The following is a 12556-nucleotide window of genomic DNA, read 5'->3' on the forward strand; positions in this document are numbered from 1 at the left end:
TTCATAAACCTTTCTCACGAACTATATAAATATACTGTCGTGCACCGCATTTAATATCTTCGATGCACTTATTGAACGGATTTTTACTTTCTGACGTCAAGAACCTTGTACTTTGCAGTTCCATCTATAACTGGAAACTCTAGCACATCCCCTGCTCTTGCACCGAGCAAGTGCTGTCCTACTGCTGACGCATTTGAAAGTTTACCGTTAAATGGATCTGCCTCTGTATTTCCTACAATCTTGTAAGTAACCTCTTCATCGTAAATTAGATCATGAAGTGTTACTGTACGACCAGTAGCAATTACACCCTCATCAGGTGTCTCATCTTCGTCTGCAATCTTTGCTGTACGAAGCATCGCTTCAATAGTGGTAATTCTTTCTTCTGTCTCTGCCTGCGCATCCTTTGCCGCATCGTACTCTGAGTTCTCAGAGATATCTCCATATGAGATGGCTTCCTTAAGTCTCTCGGCATTTTCCTTTCTAGTTACCGTAACTAGGTGGTCAAGTTCTTTCTGCAGGGCTTCATATCCCTCTCTTGTCATTTCATTATCATGTGTTGCCATTGGTCTCTTACTCCTTTCAACCTTCTGTTATTAAATCTCGTATTTCTTTACATTTTCGCTTTCTGCTAAGTTCAGCAGTGCGGAATACTTCAGCCTAAACGTCATGATGTCTCCGATTTTAACAGTGTCCTTTACATCCTCGACATCGACGATGGTGTGATCACCTGATGCGCCAATAACTGTTGTTCCTTCCATCTCAGGAACCAAATCATCTATATCGCCATAGTCAGCTCTTCCAATTGCTAGAAGCGCCCTCATACGCATGCCTCTATCAACATACTCTCGCTTCTTGCCCGCAGCATCTACTCCGAGCTCACCCTGCGGATAGCTAGCTTTTACCTTAAGCTCTATAACCTCTGCTTTAAGCACGAAGGGGCACTCTAATTCATCCATAGCCTCAAGATTATAACACAATCTGACATCTTCTAGTGGACCAATTAAAGGTCCAGCCCCTAGTCTCAGCATATTAATTTTATCTGGCATGTACCCATGGTACACTCCAAGCAAGCTCGTTGTGGCTCCACCAGATACATATTCTAATTCTCTACCAATCTCAGCTTCAACCCTCTCCGCTAGTTTGGCGAGTGCTACCATCTTATCCTCTGTAGGAATTACAGAGCCATAGCATCCAAGGTTAGTCCCTATGCCAGCAAGTACAAGCCCCGGCATCTCGTTCTCCACCTTGGCAGCAGTCTCAACTAGTTCATCGAGATTAAAGAATCCCTCTCTAAGGTCACCAAGATCAGCCATTAGAATTACCTTATGAGTAATGCCTTTATCAAGTGCTGCCTTATTGATGGCTTCTAATACTAAAGGTTCGCTGTTCAGACTTATATCTGCAATATCCACCATCTCGTCAATTTCAGATAGCATCGGAACTCTTATTAGAAGAAGTGGCACTTTTATGCCAGCATCTTTAGCTCGTTTAAGTTGTTCAAGTCTAGATGAACCAATAAGTTTTGCTCCACCTGCTACAAAATCCTCGGCAGCCGCAACTGTACCATTTGTAGCTTTGATGATGCCCGCAATTTGGATCCCCTGCTCACCGCATTTATCCGAGAGTTTCTTCACGTTGCTGACCAGCTTAGCCCTATCATGAAGGAGCGCCGGATATTTATATTCTGCCATATCAATCATCTCTCTTTCTATGACCACTTGTTGTCCTCAACGAACCTTCTAATCTTGAGACCCGTTGTCTTGTTGAAATCTCTATCACGTATGATGACGTGGTTTATTTTCTTGAAGAGAGGCATTGTTTCATTCTGTTTGTCTACAATGCGTTCTATATACTCCCTCACCTGTTCATCGGTTACGTCTCCACCGAGTTCCTCGGTGAGCAGTTCCCTATTAGGCTTAATAGTCGCATATATGCCGCGCTTCAGCTGGTCATCATTATCCTCATCACCCCATACCATGCACTCTTCAATGCACTCGTTCTTCATAAGGTAGAACTCGAGTTCTTCTGGGAAAACGTTCTTGCCGTTAGCCGCGATAATTACATTCTTTTTACGCCCCGTAATATAAACGTAATCCTTGTCGCTCAGATATCCTAGATCACCAGTGTGGAACCATCCGTCCCTGATTACCTCATCTGTGCTCTCTTTATTTTTATAGTAACCCATCATGATATTAGGTCCGCGGAAGCAAATCTCTCCCACTCCATCGTCATCCTTATCACTAATCATGCACTCAACAAAAGGTAGCAGGTGCCCTGCAGATGCATTGTCGATGAGCTTTGCATCCTCCGGATTCAGCGACACCATCGGCGATGTCTCCGTCAGTCCATATCCTTGAACTGCAGTGATCCCAAGGTCTCTATAAAAATCCATAATCTCCCCATCGATTGCAGCCCCTCCGACAATGAGCATCTTCATGCGTCCACCAAAAAGGTCTGTAATCTTTTTTGTCGCAGGTTTACTCACGTCTATTCCAACATGTTTAGTAATCCTACTTATCTTCATCAGAGCTTTAAGCTGCTTTTCCTTACCGCTCTTCTTAATCTGTCTAGAAATCTTACTATAGAAGTTTTCGTATATAAGTGGCACCGCAAGCATCAGGTGCGGTTTTACCTCCTGTAGGTCTTTGACTATGTATTTTAGGCCCTGGCAAAATGCCATCGTAGCTCCACAGTACATCGACTCGATGAAAGTGCACGTGCACTCGTAGGTGTGATGTATCGGAAGCACGGAGAAGAATATATCTCCTACCTCAATATTTAAGTACGTCTGTGCTACCATGACATTAGAGCAGATGTTCTTGTTATTAAGCATTACCCCCTTAGAGGTTCCTGTAGTTCCAGATGTGAATAGGATAATCGCCATATCAGTGTTTATGATTTCTGCATCTATAAAGCTTTTATCACCGGCTTTTACGAGTTCATACCCATGTTCTCTAAGCTTATGCCATGATAGTAACCCCTTGTCAGCATTCTCGTTGCTGTGCATTCCTACATTTATAACGAAATCAAGTATATTATCATCTCTCTCCTTAATTCGTTTAAATATATCATAATGCTTATCCATGGTGATAACCGCTGAGAGCTCTCCACTCGTAGTCAGCTGAGATAATTCTTCCTCATTGAGCTCCTTATCGAGTGGTACGACTACACCTGTTCCACCAACTACTGCTAGATAGCTTTCCGCCCACTCATAGCAGTTCTTGCCAATTACACCGATGTGTTTCCCCTTTAGTCCAAGCTCGATAAGTGCAGTTCCAAGAGCATTTACATCTGCTAGCACCTTGCTGTACGAAATCTCTTGGAAGGGTTCGTCCTTGTTGAACTTTTGCAGGAATAACGGTTTATCTCCATACAGCTCCGCACTAGTCTCTAGTATATTCTTAATATCTGTAACAGGGCGACGCCATGTATGTCTGATTGCAGGATCTTTGGATTCTTTAATCGCATCCATAATAGCCTGCATCTCTTCCATCTCTCTCGCCTTAATCTGACGGTATTCTTCTCTAATATCGCTGCTATCTTCCACCTTAGAATCTGCGTCCCTTCTCGAAGTCTCTGTCGTCGAATTTATACTCATAGTTTTCTTCCTCGAATCTCTTGATCTTAAGTGTCGTCGTCTTGATAAAGTCGTCTTCACGAATCTCGATTCTCTTAACACGCTTGAAAGGAGGCATCTTGGAATTTGCTTCTTCAACAGCTTCCTTCAGCTTGCGGTACTTCTCTTCGTCGGTCATGTACCCTGCATTTTCAAGAGCCTTAAAGTCCGGATACATTATCGCTGTACAAATCAGATCGTCCTTAATCTCTTCGTGCTTACCGTAAACGATTACTTCACTTATAAAGTCACTGAGTAGCAAGTAATACTCTACCTCTTCAGGGAAAATATTTTTACCACCCTTAGTTACGATTACATTCTTCTTGCGGCCTGTGATATAAAGGAATCCATCTTCATCCAGATATCCATAGTCACCAGTATATAACCATCCATCCTTGATAGTCTTGGCCGTATTCTCTGCATCCTTGTAATATCCCATCATCACCGATGGACCCTTACATATTACTTCACCAATTCCACTTTCATCTTTATCTACTATTCGTACCTCTGTTCCAGGCATCGGCTTTCCCACCGAAGCAGCCTTTCCGTATCTGTCCTGATTTACTGCAATGATAGGAGAGTTTTCGGTCATACCGTATCCTTGCATCATAGGGAGACCCATAGCTTCAAATTCAGAAATTACATTTGGATCAATTGCTGCGCCTCCAGCTATTAGAATATATAGGCTTTCGCCGAATATATCGTGAACCGCCTTGAAAAGTCTCTTAGTTACTACTTTCTTATTTCTAAGATCAAGCTTCATAGACATGTTAATTGCTCGTCTCAGCTTATCAGCATTTCCGCTTTTCTCGGCCTTAGTCCAAATCTTTCTATATATATTTTCGAAAATCAGCGGAACACCAAGCACGATGTTGCACTCAGCCTCTACGAAATTCTGCTGTATATACTTGAGCCCCTCGCAAATCACGACAGTAGCTCCCTGATAAAAGCTCGTCATAACGGTGCAGGTCATCTCGTATACGTGATGCATCGGAAGCACATCGAGCACTCTGCCTCCATCTGGAATTTGTACGTATTTTGACATATTAAATACGTTTTGAGAGAGATTTCGGTGTGACAGCATTACACCTTTAGCTAACCCAGTCGTTCCTGATGTAAACAGGATTGTCGATAGATCTTCTGCGTGAATCTCTGCATCTATATAATCAAGGTTGCCTTGAGCAACAAGTTCTTTTCCTTCTGCAACGAGCTGCTCCATAGTCATGAATCTCTCGTCTTCGAGGAATTCGTTAACGTCATCTCCAGGTGCCGCCATGATGATAACTTTTTTAACTAGAGGTAGCTCTTCTAGTAACGACGCTATCGTACTAGCAAGCTTAGTCGACGCAAATACCGCCTCGACATCAGCACGCTGCAGCAGATTGGTGATTTCGCCCTTTTCAAGATTTCTATCTATAGGCACAATTACTCCCACGCCACACACAACCGAGTAATATGATAGTGCCCACCTATGAGAGTTATCACCTATTACTGCAATCTTGCTGCCCTTGAAACCTCTCTCAATAAGCGCTGTACCGATTGCATTCTGATCATCTTTGAACTCGGCATAAGTCATCGTTTTGAATGGTTCCTTGTGATCATCCTTGTACATATACGCAGCTCTGCCCGAAAATTTCAGAACAGAATTATCTACTAGCTCTTTGAGAGTTTCAACATAGCTAACATCGTATAGTTGATTTTCGTATTTCTTTTTATTCATATCTAATGCCCATGTCCCTTTATATCTATGCCTCTAAAAGTGCACATACTAAGCAATTATACTATTATTGTGTATCATGAAATTTTATCATTTTTTGCGCTATATTGCAATGTTTGCAAGCCTATCATCAGCAGTGCTATAATAATTCAATCAAGATTTTCTTCACTAAATGCTTTTAGATAGAAGATACGACACGGAGGATGACAAATGGATTATTTACTGAATGTTGCAGGACTAGAGAGACACCTTCCTCTATGCAAGGTTTCAGACGACTTATATATCGCAGCTTTTATAATGTTCAACGATGTTGAAGTTACCGTTGCATGTGCAAGTAAGCTTCTTGAGAAAGCGCCTGAATTCGATGTGATAATTACTGCTGAATCAAAGGGAATCCCTCTAGCATATGAAATGGCAAGACAGGCAGGTAATAAACCTTATATCGTAGCGCGTAAGGGTCCTAAGATTTATATGGATGACCTCATTACAGTAAGCGTTGATTCGATTACAACAGACCACATGCAGACTTTATGCGTAGGACGCGAAGAGCGTGAAGCCATGGAAGGCAAGCGAATACTGATAGTTGACGATGTAATCAGCACTGGCGAATCACTAACCGCACTGGATAAGCTTGTGAATGCAGTTGGAGGAAATATAGTCGGCCAGATGGCGGTCCTTGCGGAGGGCGATGCAGCTGACAGAGACGATATTATCTTCCTAGAGAAACTGCCACTGTTCGGTAAAGATGGACAGATTTTATAATTCTTTTTAAAAAATACGATTAGCACAACAAAAGGGTGCACTTCATCTGAAGTGTACCCTTTTCTAATATCAATTGCTTCAAGAATTGTCTCAAACTACTACCTTGTGATTATCACATCATCAAGCTTGCGTTTAGGAACGTAATGAATCCCAGCTTCATCACGGTAGTAGTCTGTAGATTCACCTTCTTCAATCTCCACTATCCTTATGTCCTCGACTGATTTGCCAAGTGATATAACTAACAGTGGCTTTAAATTTTCTGATAAATCTAGAGCCTGCCTTAACTTGTCTGGAGAAAAGTATCCCAGCATGCAAGCTCCTAATCCCAGCTCCGTCGCTGCTAAAGTTATCGACTGAGCGACAATTCCAACATCCCGCAGAAACCCTGTCTCACTTTTGCTTATCTGTTCATCTTGGCATATTACAATGTATGCCATCGGTTCACTCCCTCTGTGAGGAAGCTTAAGTGTGGATAATTTTGCTGCGAAAGAAACCTGCTTAAGTACACGTGCCTTTCCATCTACTGTGTTTACTAGTATGTATTTTAATGGCTGCATATTGACACTAGACGCTGAGAGTCTCGCACAGTCAACCATCTCGCGAAGCTCTTCTATAGTAACATCGCGAGAATTGTCGTATCCCCTTACGCTTCGATTCTTCTTAATTAAATCCTTAATCACTATTTTTACTCCCCTCTATTTCTTTAAACTTGCATCCACTCATGCTAACAAGAAACTTTCACCGATATGACTATATCAGAGGGCCACTTTTTTTATCGCCTGTATCAGCTTGCCCGCTTCAGCAATTTTCGGTACACGCATTCTTACAAAGTTTTTGCCAAGTGGCTCAAATTCGCTGCCACTACAAGTCAAGATATTTTCATTTATGAGTAGCCTCTGCAGATCAACGTTTTCATCAATGTGTCTGAGTAGGCATATAGGCACTCTATCATCCGTCTCTGCCATTATTAGCTTATCTCCGCAGGCATCACGAAGAGCCCCCTTAATAATTGTAAAGTCGGTTCCGTGCTCAACTGGCTGCACATCGTAATTGAGTATCGCAGCCGTTATCGCTCTACTCATCTCGTTCATCATGTAAGGATTGCTAACTTTTTTGATGTATTTCACAAGCTCTTTATTGGTGATTATGTAACCCGCTCTCGCCCCTGCGAGTCCGAACCCTTTTGAGAAGGTGCGAACACTAATCATGTGATTATACTTGGATCCGAGCATTACCGCTGATTCTTCCCTAGGGATAAAATCAGCATATGCCTCATCGACAATCGCATAGACGCTTAGTTCTTCGCATCTGCTTAAAATACGTCCTAGCTCCTCGTTCGACATAACCTGACCTGTTGGATTATTGGGATTATCGATATACACAAACGATGTATCCTTTGTAATCGCTGAGATAAGTCGGTCTACATCCTCTTTGAAATTATCTTCACTGCTATTCGCTACTCCGTGAACTTTCATACCCATCATTCGCGAATACTCGACCATGTCGGTAAATGTCGGCATGAACATAACAGCCTCTGCTCCTGGTTTTGCAAATACATTTACAAGCAAATTTAGTGCCGAAATGCTTCCGTCAGTCATAACGACATTTTCCGGCTCTATGAAGGCGTAGTCTTGCCAGTACTTGACCACTGCTTCCTGAGCCTCATCGCTGTGAGGATACTGATACAGCCTATTTACATCGAAACTATGAACAATATCGATCACTACATCTGGGAAGCCATACGGATTGATACCAAGGCTACAGTCGAGTGTATCCTTATCGGCAAGCGGAGTATTGTCCGCATAACTACGCACCTCTGGTAGTAGCTCATCACGAATTTTGGTTTTGTCGATACCCATAGTGTCACCTCTCTAACATCTTATATATTAATTATACAGGATTATCCGTACAGGTACTAATAATGTAGATGAGAAAAGATTTTAGGGTATCAATTTGTTTATCTCACAAATAAAAAAGAGGAAGGTCTCATCTTCCCCTAATCTTTATATTTTGCGATAAGATTTCATTAATTTGGAATCTAGAAGATAACTTACTTCTGTTTGTCTATCTTCGCCTGTAACTTCTTACCTGCTTTTATCTCAGCTTTGGTCCAAGGAACTGCTTTACAAACGACTACATATCTGGCTTCATCATAGTCATAAGCACATGTACTGAGTGTGATAATCTTGTCATCTGTCGTCGCTGTAACGCCTGTGGAAACCTTTGAATTCTTCGCAGCAAAATCCAAAAATGCCTGCTTGTCAGCACTTGAATTAAACGAGTAAGTATAGGCCTCGCTAGTAGCGGGGGTAATAAATGCCGAGATTATCTGGAGGTGATACTTTTTATCAGGTGTAATAAGCTCAAAAGTCTTATGATCCTTGTAGTAGTCCGTCTCCTTCGTATATCCTCTTAGCGACTTGAACATGCTGCCGTCATGCATATGATGACCATAGATAATCGTATTGAAATCAGAGAAGTCAGCACTATTCCTATAATCCATAAAAATCGAACCAGATACACTGTACTTCTTGTTGATATCTGAGTGTAAATATATGTCGTTGTCACTTCCATGCATGATTGGATAGTTGATTATGGTATCCTTCTGATAAATCCATCCAACTACATCAGGATTAATCTTCTGTAGAGCTGCAAAATCCACGACCCCGGTAAACTGATTAGGATCTACCTTTGCTTCCTTCGCAACCTGCTTAAATCCGCTTCTAGAATGGTGATATTTGTAAAGCGCCGTTCCAACTTTATACCCACTAATAACAATTACACAAACTAGGCAGAATATTATTACCCTAAATGCCCAGTCCATCGCACTATTTCTTTTGACCCTATTATTGGTCTTTTTGCTCATATTTTCCTTCTTATCCTTCTCACTTTTTTTATCTACCGTTATCTCATCGGCTTCTTTTGCTTCTAACACGCAAGTTTCGTAATCACGGTCTCCTGCTACAATGTCTTTAGATTTGTCACTTCTCATAGCAAACTCCTTCTATATTAAATCTCACGAACACACCTAATGAAACTAAATTATATCACTGCAAAATATTTAACTCAATATCATGAACCGAAATGCATTATTAACAAGTATCATACATATTCATCGAATAATTCTGTATAATGATATCAGTGTAAGTTTCATTATAGCAATTTGCAAACAATGATTTTGACGGTTATGTGATTTACGTCTTAACATGCTAAATACATTTATATATGGAGAGTAGAATATGGGCAAAGAAATTTTAAAGCTTCAAAACGGTAGCGATATTCGAGGAATCGCCATGAACGGGGTTGAAGGTGAAGATGTAAACCTTACAAGGTACAACGCACTTGCAATTGGCGCGGCATTTGCACACTGGTTAGGTTTTAAGGTTGGAAAAAATTCATTTGACCTGAAGATATGTGTTGGCAGAGATCCACGTATCACTGGCCCAGACTTAGCAGATGCGCTCATGTCTGGCATGGCATATCTTGGTGTCCAGGTTAGCGATGCTGGGCTCGCTTCCACACCGGCGATGTATATGTCGACAATTATGCCATACTATGAGTTCGATGGAGCAATAATGGTCACGGCTAGCCACCTGCCATTCAACAGAAATGGATTCAAGTTCTTCACCGCTGAAGGCGGACTGAACAAGGCAGACATCACGGAAGTTCTCGAATATGCGGCAAGTGCCCACATACTTCCCTTCGAATACAATGCCGAAAGCGTAAATCTGATGCAGATGTACGCCGCTCACCTCCGCTCGATGATCAGCACGGGAGTAGGTGGAGATTTGAGCAATATGAAAATCGTTGTAGATGCTGGAAATGGTGCTGGAGGATTCTTTGCAAATAACGTCCTCGCACCTCTCGGTGCAGATATCAGTGGCAGTCAGTTTCTCGACCCAGATGGAACTTTCCCAAACCATCAGCCAAACCCTGAGAACAAAGAGGCAATGGAGTCAATCTGTAGGCAGGTGCGCGAGACAGGCGCTGACCTTGGAATAATATTTGATACTGACGTTGATAGAAGTGCCGCAGTAACATCTAAGGGTCAGCCTATCAGCAGAAATGCAATCGTTGCTCTTGCGGCAGCAATCGGTGCCGATGACTATCCTGGTGGCACTGTCGTTACAGACAGCATCACTTCTAACGAGCTGCACACATTCCTGGAGGATAACCTCGGTTTGAAACACCTCAGGTACAAGAGAGGCTACAAGAACGTCATTAATAAAGCGATTGAGCTCTCACAAGAGGGGGAAAATGCATTCCTTGCTATCGAAACTTCTGGTCATGCGGCATATTCTGACAATTTCTACCTGGATGACGGTGCATTCCTTGCTGTACAGACTATCATAAATGCAGCTAACCTCAAAAGGGAAGGAAAAGGGATAGAGCACATGATTGCAGATCTTGCTGAACCTGCAGAATCAGTAGAGATTAGATTTAATCTAACTGCAGATAACTTCAGCGAAGTCGGCGACAAAATCCTTGAAGATATGAAAGTTTGGGCAGAACAGGCTGAAGGCTTATCGCTCGAACTACCTAACTACGAAGGAGTCCGCATCAATTATAGCCTTGGTGGTCACGATGGCTGGTTCCTTCTCAGAAAGTCACTCCATGATCCAGTGATGCCTCTCAATGTTGAGTCCAGTAGTGAGGGCGGAGTGAAGCTAGCACTTGCTCTCATCAAGGAATTTCTCGAAGATAGAGAAGGAATCGATATTTCCGTACTCTGCTAAATTTACAAAATTATAAAAACTAAATTCATGCTATAATTACAACATACAAAAGCAAGAGCTCCGAAGTTAACTTCGGAGTTCTTTTATCATTATTCTTTTATAAGTCTCTCTACTACGATATTATACCCATCAACGTCTACAACTTTAACTTCTGTATCCTTAGGAATAACCTCTCTACCGAGAGCATGTAGTACCTCTACGCCAAAATCTACTTTGCCTTTGAGTTTCAAATCATCTAGCGTTCGTCCAACGTGACCTACATACCTTTGACTTAATTCTTCTCTATGTCTAGCCGTTATATTGCTTACTATTGTAAATATAATACTGAACAACATTGCAATGACTACCGTTACAGCTGGCGAAAGACGTAATAGAGACGTTCCAATTGCTGCTTCAAAAACTGCATTGGCATTAGATCCCGCGCTCTGGCATCTCCCATACCAAAATGGAAGGTTGTTGCGCCTCTCAACGATATAGACAACTATAGCGTATAAACACATGAATATACCAAATCCCGTGAGAACTATATGTAAGCCAGATACATATGCATTTAGACTCTCATTACCATAAGCACCTATATAAAATTCGATAGAAAATTCATATAGCCTCACTATAGCTAATCGGAACATTATCGTTAGCAGAATTAATGGAATAACCTGCCTTAGAGGGATATGATTTTTTATATATGTTGCAATCTTTTTCATTTCATCCTCCCTTCAGGGTTACGGAATCATGCCCTTTTACGTAATCATACAATGGACTCTTTTACTGCATTTATCGCTCTTACCATAAAAACGATTGTGGGATGATGTTCTACCCTCGTCGTAATCGCTGTACAATTTACATGATTATGATATCATTTTAATATCATTTGTCAATAAATTCTCTTGTACAATTAATGTACATTCTTAGCACGTATTCCTACGAACCTTGGATACTAAAATCAATAATTACCACTAAAAAAGCGAGATGCAGATAGGCTGCATCTCGCTCATTTCTTATTAGATTGTTATGCCTAGGCTGCTACTCTGCCATCTGGGCGAGCATCTCAGCATCCTTTTCACGTTGCTGCTCGATATTCTCTTTCAGCATCATGTCCTTTACCTTCATGAGTCTTGTCTGGTTACCTCTCTCGTTCTCATCAAGCTTCATCTTGATATACTTGATGGTCTCCTTGTAGTTCGGTATCTTGACATACTCAAGAGCATTAACACGTCTTCTGGTCTTCTCGATTTCGTCAGCTATGAGCATAGCCTCCTTCTCCATTCCAGCAAGCTGAAGCAGTTTAGGGAAAAGAATGGAGAGCTTCTCAATAGACTTATCGAGTTCACCTGATGTGGTCGCAAATCCATAAGGGTACACGCTTCCTGTCTGCGTATTCTCCTGCTCAAAATCAAAGGACGGAACATCGATACTCATTACATTTTTCTCTTCTGCAACGAGTTTTACACTCTGCTTAGGATACATTAGAGCTTCCTCTAGCATCTCTGGTGTCATTACGGCACGCGCTACTGAAAAGCTTCCATATACCTCTTCAAGCATTGGCTCCACCTCTTCACGAAGTGCTTTAATCTCTCTAGCGAGTTCTAGAAAGATTCGCATAAGTTCGTCTCTCTTATCCTTCATGAGCTTGTGACCCTTGATAGCCACCTTGAGTTGCCCTTTAAGCTTAGACATGACCATTCTAGTTGGGTTAACATTTAGTCTTGCCATAAGATCATCCCT

General features: G+C 41.8%; 11 protein-coding genes. 2 read left to right on the plus strand and 9 right to left on the minus strand.

What is annotated here, in order from left to right:
• Positions 1–83 precede the first annotated feature (83 nt).
• The 4 genes from greA to C5Q96_RS04890 are packed head-to-tail and all read right to left on the minus strand — an operon-like array spanning position 84 to position 5336.
• The gene (greA, locus tag C5Q96_RS04875) at positions 84–563 is read right to left on the minus strand and encodes a transcription elongation factor GreA (RefSeq protein WP_106057286.1); all 480 of its coding nucleotides are present in this window, start codon (positions 561–563) and stop codon (positions 84–86) included.
• Positions 564–593: 30 nt separating this feature from the next.
• Entirely contained in the window at positions 594–1691 is a 1098-nt protein-coding gene (locus C5Q96_RS04880) for an alanine racemase (protein WP_106058006.1), read from the minus strand.
• A gap of 17 nt (positions 1692–1708) precedes the next feature.
• On the minus strand, positions 1709–3598 hold the full coding sequence (locus C5Q96_RS04885) for an AMP-dependent synthetase/ligase (protein ID WP_106057287.1): 1890 nt from the start codon (positions 3596–3598) through the stop codon (positions 1709–1711).
• Positions 3549–5336: an AMP-dependent synthetase/ligase gene (locus C5Q96_RS04890; protein WP_106057288.1), complete on the minus strand. Its 1788-nt coding sequence runs from the start codon at positions 5334–5336 to the stop codon at positions 3549–3551. Before C5Q96_RS04890 ends, C5Q96_RS04885 begins: the two co-directional genes overlap by 50 nt.
• A 207-nt stretch (positions 5337–5543) precedes the next feature.
• Here C5Q96_RS04890 and C5Q96_RS04895 point away from each other — a divergent pair, with 207 nt between their 5' ends.
• The gene (locus tag C5Q96_RS04895) at positions 5544–6095 is read left to right on the plus strand and encodes a phosphoribosyltransferase family protein (protein WP_106057289.1); all 552 of its coding nucleotides are present in this window, start codon (positions 5544–5546) and stop codon (positions 6093–6095) included.
• 98 nt (positions 6096–6193) lie between these two features.
• Here C5Q96_RS04895 and C5Q96_RS04900 read toward each other — a convergent pair whose 3' ends face one another.
• From C5Q96_RS04900 to srtB, 3 genes are all read right to left on the minus strand, one after another.
• Positions 6194–6775, minus strand: coding sequence for a nitroreductase family protein (locus C5Q96_RS04900; RefSeq protein ID WP_245905548.1), 582 nt, complete (start codon positions 6773–6775; stop codon positions 6194–6196).
• 75 nt (positions 6776–6850) lie between these two features.
• Positions 6851–7954, minus strand: coding sequence for a pyridoxal phosphate-dependent aminotransferase (locus tag C5Q96_RS04905; protein WP_106057291.1), 1104 nt, complete (start codon positions 7952–7954; stop codon positions 6851–6853).
• Between the two features lie 191 nt (positions 7955–8145).
• A complete protein-coding gene (gene srtB / locus C5Q96_RS04910; protein WP_106057292.1) occupies positions 8146–9087 on the minus strand; it encodes a class B sortase in 942 nt (313 codons plus the stop codon).
• Positions 9088–9334: 247 nt separating this feature from the next.
• Between srtB and C5Q96_RS04915 the strand changes: the two genes are divergently transcribed.
• Positions 9335–10831 carry a phosphohexomutase domain-containing protein gene (locus tag C5Q96_RS04915; RefSeq protein ID WP_106057293.1) on the plus strand — a complete coding sequence of 499 codons (1497 nt, stop codon included), beginning with the start codon at positions 9335–9337 and terminating at the stop codon, positions 10829–10831.
• An 89-nt stretch (positions 10832–10920) separates the two neighbouring features.
• On the opposite strand, the gene C5Q96_RS04920 is transcribed toward C5Q96_RS04915, so the two are convergent.
• Positions 10921–11535: an NfeD family protein gene (locus C5Q96_RS04920; protein WP_106057294.1), complete on the minus strand. Its 615-nt coding sequence runs from the start codon at positions 11533–11535 to the stop codon at positions 10921–10923.
• A 319-nt stretch (positions 11536–11854) separates the two neighbouring features.
• A complete protein-coding gene (locus tag C5Q96_RS04925; RefSeq protein ID WP_106057295.1) occupies positions 11855–12544 on the minus strand; it encodes a V-type ATP synthase subunit D in 690 nt (229 codons plus the stop codon).
• Between the last annotated feature and the right edge of the window lie 12 nt (positions 12545–12556).

The organism is Mogibacterium diversum, from assembly GCF_002998925.1.
In the GTDB taxonomy this organism is placed as follows: Bacteria; Bacillota; Clostridia; order Peptostreptococcales; family Anaerovoracaceae; genus Mogibacterium; species Mogibacterium diversum.